The organism is Sphingobacteriales bacterium, assembly GCA_016700115.1.
In the GTDB taxonomy this organism is placed as follows: Bacteria; Bacteroidota; Bacteroidia; order Chitinophagales; family UBA2359; genus UBA2359.
In genome coordinates, this window is the sequence record CP064999.1 from 3,673,921 (window position 1) to 3,691,944 (window position 18,024).

Genomic DNA, 18,024 nt, shown 5'->3' on the forward strand with positions numbered 1-18,024 from the left:
ACCCTAAAAAACAATTCATTTCGATTTATAAGGCATATTCAAAGAAGCACTATAGAATCGCAAGATTGTAGAAACGAGTAAGAATCAATATTAAGATGAAAAAATGCCCCCTCGTTATTTGGACAAGGGGGCATAAATAACATGACTATGAAAGTTTGAATTCTTAGTCTTTCACCACTTTGCCGGTAACTATTTGATTGCCATTGTTTAAAATCAACATATACAAACCGACTGGATATTTTGATATATCTAATAAGGTAGAGTTAGACCCTGTTACACTTAGAAAAGAATGTGTAAGTACTAATCTGCCGGTTACATCGTATAATTCTAAACCTATTATTCCGCCAATAGAAGTACTGAATTCAATTTTTACCCAATCATTGGCAGGAACCGGTGAAATTCCTGTTAACGCAAAATTAGGAATTTCAAATGTGCCGGGACTACTGGTAAGGATATCAATAATCAAAGTACCGGTAACAGTAAAGTTGCCGTCAGAAACTGTAAACTCAATTTCAATTTGTCCGGTAAATCCGGGGGTTGGTGTAAATGTAACAGTTCCATCAGCATTGAAAGTTAAAGTTCCACCGGTAACAGGGATTTCCATATCCACTAAAGTCATAGGATCTCCATTAGGGTCAGTAACATAATCGAAAACATTAAATGTTACAGCCTGACCTCCGGCTTGTACGGATATTATAATATCATCAGGAATAACCGGAGGTAATTGTTCGTTAGTACAATCAATACTCAGTTCAGTTGAAGAGACATTACATGCAGTATTATTGTTACTTTCCACAGTAACTATAACGGCTGTATTGTTGCTGTAGGGGCCAAATCCAAAGACACCTGTTGAGTTGATGGTTATACTGCCTACTGCACCAAGATTATCCGAAATTGTATATGTTTCTGAAGTGCCAAGCTCATTGATTTGAATTTCAACTTCAAAGGAATTGGCATCTAAACATACAACAGAAAACAGAACATCAGGAGGAGTACATCCCTGTGAACAATCGCCGGTTATACTACCTGTTGAAGTGAAACAAGCATCATTAATTTGTTCCGTGACGGTAATAACTACCGATGATCCGGAGGGATAATTGCCATAAGTATAAATTCCTGCAGTTGGTGCTGAAAGTATGGCGGTGCCCAAATCATCAGAAATTAAATATCCGCCTGCCGCATCGCCTGAAATGGTCACAGTAACGGCGAACAGATTTGTATTGATGCAGTCTATTTCATAGGCAATAATTGGTGCAATACAAGTTTCGGAACAATCTTCTGTCATTAGTCCAGAATTGACCATGCAATCAGGATCATCTACACCGGTCAGGATAAGTTCAACAGTTGTATTATTGGGATAGATTCCATAAATAAATGATCCAATATTTGTAAGAGTTGACGGAGTACTGCCAAAATCATCGGTTAAAGTATAACTACTTGAAGTTCCTAAATCAATTAAGTTTACAGAGATTTGAAAGTTTTCTTCATCTATACAAACAGGCACAAAATCTACCTCAGGGATGCAAATCGTTGTTTCACAGTTAAGCGACAAATTACCTGATTGTACGAAACAAGCAGGAGTATCTGCATCTGTAACTGAAACCTGAACTATCGTATTATTGGCATGTAAACCAATTGTATAAGTACCAATCGTTGTAACTGTTTGAGTAGCACTGCCCTGATTATCTGAAATAGTATAAGTAATTCCTGAGCCTAAACTAATTATGTTAACCTCTATTTGGAATCCAATTTCATCAAAACAAACAGCTGAATAAGTTACTTCAGGCAGATTACAAACAGGAGCACAATTACTTGTCATAGGTCCTGATAAAACAGAACAAGTGCTGTTGTTGTTATCAGTCAATGTTAATATAACATTGGTATTGTTTAAATACACTCCATAATTATAAGTGCCGACTGTTGACACAACTAAAGCTGAAGTACCTGTGTTATCGGTTATCGAATAGCTTAGACCTGTTCCCAGGTTGCTGATAGTAACAATGACTTCAAAGCTATTATCATCCAGACAATTAACTTCAAAACTCACTTCAGCCGGAGTACAGGTAAAATTACAATTATCCGGCAGATCTTGAGACTCCTCAATACTACAACTGCTTGTTTGACCCGAAACAGTACTGCTTACCGAAACAGTCTGAACTCCAATTGAAGATTCGGGCAGAATTTGTGTGTAAACTCCCAAACCGGTTTCTGTAAATCCAGGAGGAAGCAAATAATTGGCTGTTGGAATAACAGCAGGTGCTCCACCGCTTAAGTTGCTGATGGAGGCCAAATAACCTTCAGCTACTCCATTTCCATCTGGATCATAGCAGGTAATATTAAAGTCATAACTGATTTCGTCCAAAATTACCACCTGAACCGGATTTCCAAAATATACACAATCAGAACTGACTGATGGGAAATTAACAAAGTCAGCAGTATATGGGGTTAAATAATAAGTTCCTGCTGAAATATCCCCACAATCGTTGTTAAAGTCAATACCATTTGTTGCATTAGCTGTATTAACAAACAATGCATTAGATAAATCTGATGCGTTCAGTACAGGAGTTAGGCTGACTGCCCATCCTATAATGGTGTTTTCATTTAAAATAACTGTGCTCAATGTTACGGGCAATGTTTCACCGCAACATAAAACATAAGTTCCTCCGGAATTTCCACCTACCAACGCACTTCCAACGAAACAACCTTCACAACTTGCTGAAAGGGAACTACTGTTCAAACTACATGTAGGCTCATTATTTCCGGTTAAAGTTATAATTACTGAAGTTGAATTGGCGAATGGCCCAATCTGTGTAACTCCGACAGAACTTACAATTTGAGTGTTAGAGTTTTGATTATTTGAGATGGTAAAAGAGTTATTGCCTATACCCAAAGAAGTCAGGTTGACGAAAACATAGAAATTGTCAGAATCTCCACTGACACAATCGGCAGTAAAAGAAGCAACCGGCGATGAACAAGCAGTAACACAGGCAGGAAATGCTTTAGTTAGTGTTTGCTCGCAATTTCCGGAAGTGCTGCCAACTGTAGCTGAATGGATACCCGAAGAACTTAATGGAAGCGTCAGTGTAAATACTCCGGGAGTTGTTTCGGCAAAACCTGTAGGCAGAATATACTCATCTGATAATAATACTTCAGGAGTTCCGCCACTTAAGTTACTGATTGACACTAAATAATTTTCAGCGACACCGTTTCCATCTGTATCATTACATACAATATCAAGGTTGAAATTAATTTCATTGACAACCACAATTTCGACTGCTTCACCAAAATCACTACAATCCGGATTAACAGTTGGGAAGTTTGTTTCAACAGGAGGTAAAGGATTTGGAATGACAATATCAATCAAACCTGTACTGCCGCCATTTACTGTTCCGGAAACAGCACCTATTACAGTTACCTGATCTTCCGTTATTAAAGGGCAGGCATCTGCACTAACTGTAACATTGAATTCCGGTATTTCAAAACTTACTGATCCGGTACCTGTGTTATTAACAGATATAGTCCATGTTCCGTTAGGATCTCCATCATACAATACGTCTAATGGAATACAAGGCAAACCTCCCAATGCTGCTAATAATGCCGGAGTAATCGGTACACTCAAACCGGCAAGTTCCTGTAATACATTGATTGTGCTTCCATCCGGGAAACTTATTAACAAAGGATCAATCACCCAACCTGTACCGGTAATAACCGGACAAATTTCACCAACAGGAAGACATCCCAATGCCGGATCATAAATGATAGGGTCAGGTTCCGGAGTAATAATAATGATTTCATTTGGATTGGGAATAACGATATCAATTTCACCCAATTGTCCTCCTTCAACTGTTCCAGATACAGCGCCAATTGTAGTAACCTGATCTTCTGTAATCAACGGACAGCCATCGGCACTAACGGTTACGTTAAACTCAGGTATTTCAAAACTGACAGCACCTGTACCAATATTATTGACTGATATAGTCCACGTACCGTTAGGATCACCATCATAAAGTACATCTAAGGGAAGGCAAGGCAATCCTCCTAATGCTGCCAATAAAGCAGGTGTTATTGGAATACTCAAACCTGCCAGTTCTTGTAAAACATTGATTGTACTTCCGTCCGGGAAAGTAATTAATAGGGGGTCAATAATCCAGTTTGTGCCTGTAATGATCGGACAGATTTCACCATAAGGAAGACAACCAAGGGCCGGGTCATAAATAATTGGATCAGGAGGAGGTGCAAATCCCGGGTCTTCGGCAATAAAAGGTGTTAAATTGTAAATACCCGGTTCGAGATCGCAATCATTGGTGAAAGTATAACTTCCATTGGCATCTGCTGGCCAAACTCCGCTAACCCCTTCTAATTCTACAGCAGAAGTTATCGGGTTCTCATCTAAAGCCCAGGCAATGATATTTCCGTCAGAAACAGTAGGGTTAGTCAAAGAAACTGTAACGTTTTCTCCACAGCAAATAATTGGGTTGGTCAACGGGTTAGTTGTACCGACACTACAATTTGTACAATCCGGTACAGCAGGGCTTCCGGAAACAGAACATGCGGGATCAATTGTGCCTGTAACCTGAATAGTAACAGATACTCCTTCATTGAACGGCCCAAATTGGCTAATTCCTGTAGCGGTTACAGTTTCAGTTTGAGCTGTAATATTATTTGAAATCAAATAAGCGATATTGCCTGCACCAAAGTTTACCAAATTGACATTAATAAAATAAGTGCCATCATCATTGCATTGCGTCAGGAAACCGGCAACCGGCGGTTGGCAAGTAAAGAAACATGCAGGTAAATTTTGTGTTTGTAATGCAGAACATCCATCATCGCTGCTGCCAACGGTAACAGTTACAGGTCCTGTTGTTGTTCCCGGTAATACAGAAGTGTATATTCCGGGTAAAGATTGAACAAATCCGGCAGGCAAAACATAATTTACACCTGCAACTACAGCAGGAGATCCGCCAGCAATGTTGGAAATTGTAGCAAGATATCCGGATGATACGCCATCACCGTCAGGGTCGTTGCAAGTTAGCGCAAAATCAAAACTGATTGGCTCTGCCACTATGATTTCAATTGCATCGCCAAAATCCTGACAAGAGGGATTAAATGTCGGGAAATCAGGTATTTCTGTATTTGGATTTGGTACCTGAAGGTTAAACACACCGGTTGTTCCACCTATTATATTTCCTGAAACAGATTGCATGGTAGTAACCTGATTTTCTGTAATCAAAGGACAAGTAGAGGCATCAACCGTATAACTGAATGAAGGCAGGTTAAATTCAACGGTTCCTGTACCTATATTATTGACAGAAATTGACCAAATTCCGTTTGGGTTTCCACTATACAAGACATCGAGCGGGATACAGGGCAAACCGCCTAACCCGGCTAAAAGTTCCGGTGTAATAGTCAGGGTTACTCCCAAAAACTGTTCAACAACATTTACCGTACTTCCGTCAGGGAAAGTAATTAAAATCGGATTGATTGCCCATCCTGTTCCACCAATAACCGGACATATCTCCCCCAAAGGATTACAACCTAAAGCCGGGTCATAAATTACCGGTGGAGGTTGTGGGGCTTCACCCGGAGTTTGTGCAATAAACGGGGTTAAATAATACGTACCAGGTTCAAGACTGCAATCATTGGTATAATCATATCCGTTAGTTTCATTTCCGGGAGTTACGGATAAAGCACCATCTAATTGTGCCGGATTAGTGATTGGGCTGTTTCCAAGTGCCCATGCAATGATGGTTCCATCTTCTATGGAATAGCTCTCTGAAATCAGATTTAAAGTTTCACCACAACAAACAACATTTGTTGCATCCAAAGTAGCTGTTCCTGCTGTACAACTTAAACAAGTTTGATTTAATTCGTTGCTGATCACAACACATTCCGGACGGTTAACTCCTGTTACTGTAACAATTACATTTGTTCCGCCTTCAAATGGACCAATTTGATAAATTCCTGTGGTTGTTACCGTACTGGTGTTGCCATTTTCCGAATTGGATATGGCATAAGAATTATTACCAAATCCAAAATCTGTAATATTGACACTAACTAAAAACTGTCCTTCGTTTTCACTATCACAAAAAGAACCAAAAAGCACAGTAGGTGAAATACAACCAACAGGGCAGAAAGGCAAAGTAATGGTTTGTACGGTTTCACATGAATTGTTTTGCCCTCCCATACTGCTTCCAATAGCTACTGAATATTCGGTTTGACCTAATTCAAGTGGTAAGGCTATTTGATAATCATTTAAACCAATCTGATTGAAACCAGCCGGTAATACATAGGTTGAAGCCGGATAGATAGCAGGTGATCCCCCCATAATGCTGCTGACTGAAACCAAAATCTGGTCAAAATCATCATCATTATTAGAATCAAAACACTCAGCTACGAGGTTAAAACTGATTGGATCAACAACAGTAATAGGCAAAGAAACCCCAAAATCTGAACAATTGGGGTCAAATGTCGGGAAATCCGGAATTTCTGTATTCGGATTTGGAATAACTATTTCGATTTGACCAGAAGCACCTGCCGCTACAGAGCCGGAAACAGCACCAATAGTTGTTACTTGATCTGTAGAAATCAAAGCGCAGGTGGATGCATCAACAGTTACGTTAAAATCTGGCAGAGAGAAACTGACAGCACCTGTTCCTGTATTTGTAATTGAAATTGTCCAGGTTCCATTTGGGTCGCCATTATATAAAGTACTCAAGGGAATACAAGGCAAATTACCTCCTATAGTAGCTAATAAATCAGGAGTTATCGGAACACTGGCACCGATGAGTTGCTCAGCAACATTAATGGAACTGCCATCCGGAAAAGAAATTATCAATGGATTGATTGCCCAACCTGTACCGGATATGATAGGACAAATCTCGCCTACCGGATTACAACCCAATGCAGGGTTGTAAACAATTGGGTCAGGCTGCGGAATTTCTCCCGGGGTTTGTGCAATAAAGGGAGTAGCATAATAAAAACCGGCAGGCAACAGGCAATCGGTATTGTTGAAGTCTATGCTAAATTCATTTCCAACACCCGGTACTACCGAAGAAGCAAAAATCAGATCATCAGGGCCGGTCAATGGTGAGATTGATACTGCCCATGCAATAATATTTCCGGATTGAACATAGAAATCTTGCGGAACAATGGTCGCCACATCGTTACAACAAACTATTTCATTGGCTAAAAAAGCGGTTCCTGCACTGCACGGTGTACAAACATCGGTTAAAATGCCGGATGATACATTACATAATGCATCAACCACAGAAACAAGAGTTACATTAACTTCAGTTCCATTGGGATATGTTCCAAAAACATAGCTGCCGGTTGTTGTAATTCCGGTAATTGGGAATGAGCCCAAATTGTCGGTAATATTATAAGTCCCTGAAGAGCCGGTCTGTGCAATATTAACTATGACCGAAAACTGGTTGTTATTGATACATTGTGTGGCAAATCCGACAACCGGCGGAATACAGATACACGGATCATTAACAAGGGTAATACTGGTGCCGCAATTACTTCCTCCTGCACTTGATACGCTGTTAGAAATCTGGAATGTATGGGGGAAACTGTTGATGGTTGTTTGGAAAGTGTAAGTATTTCCTGTTAATGTTGCCGTAGAGGGAAATACATAAGTAGAACCCGGTATCCATTGAGGTGCACCTCCTTCGACTCCGGTAACACTTACTAAATACAAGTTAGCGGCATTATTAACACATACAGCATTGACGCTTTGATAGGTAATATCTCCGAGTAGCACAATTTGAGTTGGATCGCCATAGTCGTTGCAAGTTTCATTAATAGCCGGGAATAGCGATGGGATAGGCGGAACCTGTATTTCTAAAGTAAGCGAGCTGTTGGCAGGCACAGCTCCGGCCGTTCCGGGTATAGTAACTACTTCATCCTGAGAAATTAGTGTACAACTTGCAGCATCTGTAATCACATCAAAATCAGGAATATTGAAAAATACGGTACCCGGACCAATATTGTGAATATAAATTGTCCAAAGCCCGTTAGGGTCTCCTTGAAATAAACTGTCTAAAGCCAAACAAGGAAGATTACCACCTAAAGCACCTAATAATGCTTCGGTTATAGTCAAACCTCCGGCCGCATCATTTATGTTTAAGAAAGAACCATCGGGGAAAGTGATTACCAATTCATCTATTGCCCAACCCGTGCCTGAAATTTCAGGGCAAAACTCACCTTCGGGAATACAGCCGTTTGCCGGATCATAGGTTAAAGTAGGAATGACTACTTGTGGTGAAGGCACATTGATTTCTATATTTGAGGTTTGCCCGGGTGCAATCAACCCACTGATTCCGGCCACAAAATTTACCTGATCCTGTGTTAACAAACTGCATCCACTGGCAGGTACAATCACGTTAAAATCAGGAGCAGAAAAGCTAAGATTACCTGTACCTGTATTTGTGATTGAAATTGTCCAAACTCCATTGGGATCTCCCGGATACAGAGTAGCCAAAGACAAACAAGGAAGAGAACCGCCTACAATGGCCAATAAAGTTTCGTCAATAGGGGCACCAAATGCTAATTCATCGTTTACATTTAAAGAAGACCCGTCAGGAAATGTGATTATCATTGGGTTAATTACCCAACCGGTACCTGAAATAACCGGACAAATTTCCCCATCGGGTAAACATCCGTCTGCAGGACTGTAAACAATTGGTGGAGGGGGTCCGATTTCTGGCGGGCGTTCTGAAATAAAGGGTGTGGCATAATATACACCTGAAGGAAGGTCATCAGGTAATCCTAAACAAGAATAGTCAAAATCTAAACTATAATCTTCATTTCCCTGAAACACTAATCCTGCATCATTTGCTGCATAAACCCCATCGGCATCTGTAACCGGGCCGGTAGATTGAGGAGTTATAGCCCAGCCAATTACAAAGTCCTGAGGCAAATCAAACACAGCAGTTGTGTTTGTAATATGGATACTTTCTCCACAACATACCCGATTATTAGCTAACACATTTGCAGCACCGGCTTCACAAGTTGGACAGTTGGAGATACCGGTCAGGGTTTGTGTACATCCTGCATTGTCGCTAACAATAATAGTCCAGCTGCTTTGATAAGGAACAAAACTTCCTGCCTGATTTGGTGAACCTGCAGAAACTGCATAACCGGAACCTGAACCGCCTGAAGCTCCTGATAAATTAACAACTATACCCAAATTGCAATCATAAATTGCAGTTGCTCCGGTTAACGGCAGATAGGCGGTATAAGTGATATTGATTGTATCTACACATCCTGAAACTGTTGAAGTAAGTATGGCATAATAAACTACAGAAGTTCCGGCAGGGATAGGTTGAGACGCAGGATTGTCATTTGCAATAGGAATGCCATCACCATCCAGTAAAATTCCTCCAGCACCCGGATCTCCTTTATACCATTCAAATGTAGAATTTACTGAAATTAGCGGTTGCAACGCTATCAAGTCAACAGGCGCTGCATTGGCACAAACAAAATTCAACGAAGGCAGGGGAGTAATTAAAGCCGGTGGAGCTGCAAACGGGTAAACAAAACTGATTGTGTTTTCACAACCTGTAGTTGAAGAAACAAAATTTACATAATATACATCAGTTGAAGAGGGAGTTTGAGTTGCCGGATTAGTTTCGGCAGTACCTCCATCCAATATTATTCCTCCGGATAAAGGGTTTCCTAAGTACCACGTTAAAACCCCCGCTTGTCCACCTGTGATTTGAGATTCAAGCTCTGTTAAGTCCACTTCTTCTCCCTCGCATACTGGGGATGCAGAAGGTTGTGACAAGACCGGCAATTGATCAACTCCATAAGTTACAGTAGTGGTTCCGCTGCAACCTGTAGAAAGACTGGTAAAATTGACTGAGTAGGTACTTCCGTCAACAGGATTTACTAAAATCTGACCCAAACCATTTGGAAACAAAGGAGTGCCTCCTGAAGTGAACCATTCAAATACGCCCAAATCTTCCGTCAATGCGGGTTGAAGTAATGCTAAATCAACTTGTTCGCCCGGACAAATTACCGGCAAAACACTAAGCAACAAGGGTAGAGGATGATAGGTTGCCTGTACAAATAACTTATTAGTACAACCTGTAACAGCATCGGTAAATTCGGCATAATAACGTTCAGAGCCTATCGGAACAACGTTATTGGGTGTTTCTAATAAGGCTCCGTCATCGTCAGGATCATTGATATACCATAATAAGGTTCCCGGAGCCGTGGTTATTGATGAATTTAAAGATGTTAAATTGATACTTTCACCCGGACAAACCGGAGGCAAAGGAGGAGGGGTATTTAAGACCGGTTTTGGCACAACACTAAAGGTAACATTTGCGGTTGATGAACAACTTTCATCGTTAATTTCTCTAAATAATACATAAAATGTTTGACCATTGAAGGGAACTACATTTCCGGGATTGCTCACCAAAATACCATTGGTAGCCGGGTTACCATCGTACCAATAAAATGTGCCCGGCAAATTACTGGTTGGAGTCAATAAAGTCAGGTTGACACTTTCACCTTCACAAACTGGGGATGGTGTTGGAATTGAAGCTAATTGAACTTGTGGCAATAATTCGACACAAGAAGGCTCCCCTACATCATGACAACTATTACACACCAAAGGATAAGCAGGGTTATTGAACGGAGTAATGGTTACCGTCCAACTCAATTGTGCAGGATTGGCAACATCTGGAATTGGGTTAAGATAAATCGCAGTAATATTTACCGATTTGCCGTTCGGATTACCAGTATAATTAAATAAAGTCCAGGACCCGTCGTTATGTTGCTCATTTATTGGTGCAGGAAAATCGGATGATATACTTCCCTGACTAAAGGGGTTAAACAAATCTCCTATGTTATCAGTAACAGTAATATTTATATTAAAAGATGAAATACCTTCACAATAAGGAATACCCGAAAAGGTATGGGATGCCGAATAAATCCCCGGTGTTATTGTGTAACAATCAATATCAGTAAATAATGGGATACCTAAAATACAAGTACAGTTTGGTGAAACGGAACAAGGTCCTAAAGTGGCACTTAATGTGCTTAGAAATACATTGCTCTCACCAACTGTAATGTTATTTTGAATTCCTGGCAATGCCAGGTTTAGGTCTGAACCGTCAAAAACTAAGGAAGGGGTAAAACAATACATGCCACCGGCTGGCAGAAAACTTCCATTATTTATAAAAGTATTCGGAGAAAAGTTTCCCGGATTACCATAAGGTCCAAAAGTATTAAGAACCACACCATTCGATGCATTAGAAACATTCCATCTTATTTTATAACCGGGAGACGTTGCCAACGAACCTGTATTTTCGACTGTGAAACTCTCACCCCAACATACAGACTGATATAAAGGAGTGCCTTCGCCTGCAGTGTCACTGCAATCTGGGCAACTAACTGTGTAACGTCCGGTAGTTTGACAGGTGGTGGGTGCTCCAATTACTCTGGCAGTATAATTCACTAATACAGAAGGACTACCCAGTGTCAGGTTTGTTGTAGGAGTTGTGGTAAATACAATATTCCCTTCACACTCAGCACTTGCAACCGGTTGAACAACACAAGAACTTGAAGACCGGAAAAAATCTACATTGAAAGTTAAAACAGGATAAACTTTGAATATAGCTGTGCTTACCTGACTTTGTAATGGGGGTTGACCATTGGTAAGGCATACCAAAACTGCAGTAAATTGCTCTTCATTCACTTCGCATCCCGGCGCAGTTAATACATAGGAATAATTATTCCCTACACCTCCCGGTATGTCTGTTCCATTTACTTGCCATTTGATATAATAATCAACACCTTGAATTCCACCTGTAACGTTTGCAGTCAAATTAATAATATCCCCTTCACAGGCTGCCGAATTAGATTGAAAATTAGAAGTTACGTTATTGATGGTCGGACAAGGTTTGCAACCTTTAGAAAAATTCCCGACATTAATATTGCAACTCGGATTTAGGGGATTAAGCAATTTGATATTGACATATTCATTGTTTAGATAAGGTCCCAAAATATATGAACCTGTATTATTAATGGCGACCTGTACTCCTTGTGAAGGCACGGCTATCAATTGTTCCGAATCTCCCATATCTGAAACGGAAAGGGTAATTGTATAACCGGTGTTTCCAATAATACATTGAGTTGTAACATTGACTGTAGCCGGTGTACAACTACCTATACAAGTAATTGGTACATCAACCGTATAAGTACAAGCCGGAAATCCGTTTGAGATTACAAACTGAGCGCTCGTGCCGTTATCTCCGGGAGTAAAACTTTGATTGAGTGAACCGTTTATTCCGTTAATTGTGAAATTACAAGGAACACTGATATTAACTGCACAACCAGGATCTAATATATTACTTGTGTTGTCAATGCTAATTTGAGCAGGATCAATTGCAGGAAACACAGTAAATGTAACGGGTTGGTTTGTCGCCAAAACTGAGTTGTCATTGGTACACCATACTGAAACTGAATAAGTTACATTGATTGGATCGCAAGTATTGTTTACCGGATTTACCACAGGTTGGGCAGCAGTGCTGGTAAATCCATTCGGACCGGTCCATAGATAAGAAGCATTAAAAACCGCAGGGACATTAAACTGAACCCCTAATGTAGTGTTAGCTCCGGAACAAACCTGGACCGGTGCTATTACAGATTGAAATACAGGACAGGGAGCAGGACAAGGTGTTACCGTAAATTGAACAGGAGGACCACAATAAGTTTCCGTTAAATTAAAGGCATTAATAAAAAATGTTGCCGGACCTATATTATAATTAGTAGCATCACCACCAATACCTATAGTCCAGGTTCCGTTAGGGTCTCCTTGTAAACCGAAAAGAGAGATATCAATTGGCGATAGGCTATTGACTGTAGAAATAGGTAATGCCGGTGGTTGCAAAACAGAACCATCAGGCAAAGTCAGTGTAATTAACACATTGCCTGAACCTCCAATATTGATAGGCAAAGTACCACTATAGTTTGCACCCGGACCATAACATAAACCGCTTACATTAAAACTGAATGAAGCCGGAGCTGAACCATTAAAATTTGGAACATTAAAACTCTGAGCAGGTATAGATGTACCTGCCAAAAAACAAGGTGTCAACGTTTTATTTCCGGGGCTGCTGCAACTTGGAGTAAATAAAATGTTTGCTCCTGTGGCTCCGTTGCTCCACGTTACTGAACCCGCAAGACTTGCAGGCGTTGTCGTAATGGAAACATTTTGAGGAGGTGCATTTCCGGCTATTGTGCCCGGTCCTGATGGATTGCTGAAACATTGTGCTTGTAAGTCCATATAACTAAGAAGCAGACCAACGCTCATTGTCAATAAAAATGCAGTTCTTTGAACAGTTTCTTGTAAAATTAACAGGTTCATGTTATGGTTGTTGATAAATTATAATCGCTAGAGGTTGTTGAATTAGGGGATTAGAGTTGATAGTGTTTTGAAAAATGAAAACGCATTTGCTCTTTTAATTACCCTCAAATTTTTAAAGCTACAAAAATAGCAAACCTAGTTTAAGGAAAGTAACGAATTACTGCTATTTTCGACATTTAACGGTTATTTCAGGAAATTGTCTTTATCAATACACACTGAATAGCCTGAAAATGTGAATAAGATAAAAGTTCGGCAACCTTCTTTTAAAAATTAAGAAAGTCGCAAAAATTAGATATCCAGGTATTTAAAAGATTTTATTTAACCTTCTTAAATATTCGGTTAAATAAATAAGCCCAGATAGTGGGGTGATAATACAACTTGCTTTCCCCCTCAAATTTAACCGAAGTCGTACTTTTCTTAAAACATGAATCAATACTTTCAAACAACAATTCAAGACCGACAGAAAGCTGTAAAAAAGGATAAGTTGAAAAATTGTCTTTAGATGTAATTGAAACCTGCTTCTGAGCAATGATTTGACCGGTATCAATTCCTTCATCTACAAAATGTACCGTAACACCGCTGTTAATAAAATCATTGTTTACAAGTGCCCAATATGTTCCATGAACTCCTCTATACATTGGGGTTATTCCGGCATGAATATTTACAAATTTACAGGGCACACTTTGTAAAACCCTTTTTGAAATTATTCTTGTTCCGTTTACAATAATTAGATCCGGATTTAAGGACTTTAAAAGTTCGATGGTTATTTTTGAGTTAATTGAGTTGACTTTTAGAATTTTATCATTTGGAATATCTTTTTGATTGAGTTTATTTTGGCGAATAATTTCGTCAATTCTATATTTTGAGCATAACTTTAGAGGTCTCTGTATTAAAAGCTGAAAACCGATTTGCCCCAAAACCTTTACTAAACCCAATTTTTTCAACCTTCTTTTCCAAAATGCAATTGGAGATTCCTTGTCTTCAATTATTGCTGATACAACGCCATAACGCTCAATTAAAGCATTAAAAATTATATTAGTAGATTGCCCTTTACCTGCAATTAAAATGATTTTTTTATTCATCATCTAATGATAGGTTAACTCATTTGCTAATTTTGACATCGTAGTACTCTGAAATTTATATTTTAGGTTCAATGCGCTGTAGTGCAATAAAATCTTTTCCAAAAAATCAAAATTTTCATTCTGGTTAATGCCAAAATTATGGGGATGCCACCATAAATGATAGACGAGATTGTTTTTTGCTGCATAAGTCATGCTTGATTTTATCCGGTTTAATCTCAAATTTTCAAGCAATTTAAGTTTTTTACTAAATGGTCTTAGAAACCTGCTTGAAGGTATATCTATAGGAACTTTGCGTTTTAAGTAACTTTCCTCATAACAATGATGCCCCGAAATGTTTATGTAAGCATCAACCAAACGCAAAGCTCTGCGTAACAAACTTTCATGTTCTCCCTTTTTTGCCTCATATAGCCATGATTGTTCATTCCCTCTGTAACATTTGATACCCAAATTGCTGCAAACTTTTAGGTAATAATCATTAAACTGGTTTCTTGGAAATACGAAAGAAGTCAGGTTAATATCTTTACTTTTTGCCAAACGAATAGCTGAATTTAGGTCATCTTCAAAATCACGGATAGTTTGCCCGCTTTCTAAGCAGTAATAATGTGAAAAAGAATGAGAGCCTATTTCTTGCTCGGGATATTTCTTAATTTCATCTATCAATAATGGAGCAAAATGATATAAATCAACTAAATAGTTTTCACCTACCAAATCAAAATGACCTTTGTAAGGTGAAAAGTTTGAATTGGTATATTCAGGTAAGTTTTTGGGTAAATTGGCGGTTAAATCTTCCTTTGTTTCGAAAAACAAAAAACCCACAACCGAAAATGTTGCCCGGATGTTGTAATTTTTAAACATACTCAAAAGCCTTGGGATCACCAAATGGACTCCTTTAATGTTTTCACCATATTCTGAAATGGTTTTTTTATCTCTTACCCCCCATAAAAGTTCAAAATCTAAAGATATTACAAATTGACCTGTTTCCATTTAATAAACTTTTGGTTGCTTACTGTTTACCACAATTGCCAACTCAAAAGTAAGAAAATGCTCCCAAACCAATCTTGAAATTGTTTTTCTTAACATATCCCTATAAAGTGGTTATTGAGCATGAGATTTTTTAGGTAGCAGATATTTGTAGTGATAAAAATGAGAACAAACCTATTCAACATCCATTACAATTGCATAAATTTGAGCAGATAGGATGAGTTAAAGGTTAACAGATTCTAATAGGCTTCAAAAATTTTCCTCCAACAAACAGCTTATAAAGTTTGGCATTAAATAAATAAAATTATAAAATTCGAGAACATGAAAGAATTTGTTTATAGCACATAAAATAAATTCTAACCCAATAATATCAATAAAAAAACCGGACTTGATTATTCAAGTCCGGTTTCCTGATTGATAAAACAATAAGTTAAAACTATTTCACTTCAACGATAGTTTCGGCAGATTCTGTCATACCCAATTTGCTTTCAATATCATCTGCTCGGGTTCCATTATTTTCGCTCTCTTTTTTCTTTAAAAAATCTAAGTTGGCCAAAATTTTAGAAGCAACTTCTTTAACTTTTGCTTCGATTTCTTCACGTTTGCCTTCTGAATCTTTCAAAAAATCTTCGACAATTTTCTTTCCTTCTTCTTCTGAAATTTTGCTTTGAGAAACTAAATCACCTACAATTTTCTGAATTTTCTCGCTTGTATAAGCAACCATACCGACACTGGTATAAAGGACTTTTTTCAATAACTCTTCCATGATTAATGAATTTTAAAATGAATGGTAATAAACTAATGATATAAGGTCAATATCTATACCAAAAAGCGGCTAAAATTAATTTTTAGTTTGTTTAAAAATCCGCAAAATGGGTTTAAATCCTTTTAGAAAAAGGCTTGTAGCATTATGTTTAATTTTATTGCTTCAATTTAAGGCAAAATTAGTTTTACACTTATGTCAGTCATCTGCGAAAATGTCAGTAAAAATCAACCGTATTGTCACATACAAACGTTTGTAAAAATCGGTAAATTTGTCGTTTGATTTAGAAATTATCTAATTTTGAGAAAACAGATTAGTTTTGCATCTGAATAAAAAAGATTATTCTGAGTTAGTCTTAAAAACTTATAAAATATATTCACCTTAAAAGAAAATCTTATGGGCTTTTTTTCAGACTTCAAAAGTTTTATTTTTAAAGGAAACATTTTAGATTTGGCAACGGCAGTAATTGTAGGTGGTGCATTTGGAAAAATTGTTTCCTCATTTGTGTCAGATATTGTAATGCCACCAATTGGTCTTTTATTGGGAGGAGTAACTTTTACAGAATTAAAACTTGTGCTTAAAGAAGGGATAGCAGCAACAGCTACTTCCCCTGAAATAGCTGCTGTTACCGTAAATTATGGAACATTTCTTCAAACGCTCATAGATTTTTTAATCATTGCGTTTGTGATTTACATGGTCTTAAGAGCTTATAATTCAATACAAAAAAAGAAAGAAGAAGAACCGGCAGCGCCCGCACCACCAACAAATGAAGAAGTTTTGTTGACCGAAATCAGAGATATTTTAAAGAAAGGGTAATGTGGTTAGATGTTTTTTTACATTAAAGCGGGAATTATTTTTCTTTACTTTCTTAATTCAGACAACTCAGTAAACAATTCCTTCTCACGTTGATTTAGATTTGTCGGTAATTGAACTTCAATTTTTTAAGTAAAGGCTGCCGAACTGTGAAGGGTCAGAATATTTCGGCATACCCAAGTCTTTAAGCCTTAATAATTTGTTGTTGGGTGTTTCAGGAGGAATAGTGAGGTTGATGCTGCCTTTCAAAGTTTCAATTTTTACTTTTCCGCCCAGTAGTGCAGTATATAAATCTATAACTTGGGTGGTATAAATATCTTCTCCTTTTAATTCAAATTTAGGGTGAGGTGCTACATTTATGGTAAGCAGCAAATCTCCATTCACACCTCCATTTACTCCTTGTTGGCCTTTTCCTTTTAACCTCAGGGTTTGTTTATCGGTTATTCCCGGTTTTAGGTTAATTCGCAATTGATTTCCGCCAATTTCAATAATTTTTTGAACTCCGGAATAAGACTCACTAAGCAAAATGGTGAGCTCGGCTTTTACATCTCTTCCTTTGCGGGCTCGATTTCTGCTTTTACTACCGCTGGTCATATCACCAAATATTTCTTCAAAAATACTTCCACCACCCATTTGACTGAAAAAGTCGCTTAAATCCTGATAGTTCATTTGGCTGCCCCCCGAAGTATTTCTAAAAAAATCGTCGAATCCACCTGTACCTCCACTTTGTCTGTATCTGTTCCAATCAGAACCTAAAGTATCGTATTTTTTCCTTTTTTCCGGATCGCTCAATATTTCATTCGCCTCATTGATTTCTTTAAATTTATCTTCGGCTTCTTTATTGTTGGGATTTTTATCGGGGTGATATTTATTGGCAAGTTTGCGGTAGGCTTTCTTAATTGATTCTGCATTTGCAGTTTTTTCAACCTCTAAAATTTTGTAATAATCTTTGTATTCCATGGAAGTATAGGTTTAAATTGTTTTTAAAACAGCCCTGATTTTTTAAT

Annotated in this window: 5 protein-coding genes and 1 pseudogene; 1 reads left to right on the forward strand and 5 read right to left on the reverse strand. The window is 38.3% G+C overall.

Annotated elements, in window-relative coordinates:
- Window positions 1-163: 163 nt before the first annotated feature.
- The 4 genes from IPM47_13160 to IPM47_13175 all read right to left on the reverse strand — a co-directional run bounded on the left by IPM47_13160 (window position 164) and on the right by IPM47_13175 (window position 16,207).
- Window positions 164-13,378, reverse strand: a complete 13,215-nt coding sequence (locus IPM47_13160) for a cadherin-like domain-containing protein (GenBank protein QQS27822.1) — start codon at window positions 13,376-13,378, stop codon at window positions 164-166.
- A gap of 314 nt (window positions 13,379-13,692) precedes the next feature.
- Window positions 13,693-14,463, reverse strand: a complete 771-nt coding sequence (locus IPM47_13165; protein QQS27823.1) for a formyl transferase — start codon at window positions 14,461-14,463, stop codon at window positions 13,693-13,695.
- A complete protein-coding gene (locus IPM47_13170) occupies window positions 14,464-15,444 on the reverse strand; it encodes a polysaccharide deacetylase family protein (protein ID QQS27824.1) in 981 nt (326 codons plus the stop codon).
- 433 nt (window positions 15,445-15,877) lie between these two features.
- On the reverse strand, window positions 15,878-16,207 hold the full coding sequence (locus IPM47_13175) for a hypothetical protein (GenBank protein QQS27825.1): 330 nt from the start codon (window positions 16,205-16,207) through the stop codon (window positions 15,878-15,880).
- A gap of 393 nt (window positions 16,208-16,600) precedes the next feature.
- Between IPM47_13175 and mscL the strand changes: the two genes are divergently transcribed.
- On the forward strand, window positions 16,601-17,020 hold the full coding sequence (mscL, locus tag IPM47_13180) for a large-conductance mechanosensitive channel protein MscL (protein ID QQS27826.1): 420 nt from the start codon (window positions 16,601-16,603) through the stop codon (window positions 17,018-17,020).
- A gap of 44 nt (window positions 17,021-17,064) precedes the next feature.
- Here the strand turns inward: mscL and IPM47_13185 are convergent.
- Window positions 17,065-17,977: pseudogene (locus tag IPM47_13185) on the reverse strand (J domain-containing protein).
- Between the last annotated feature and the right edge of the window lie 47 nt (window positions 17,978-18,024).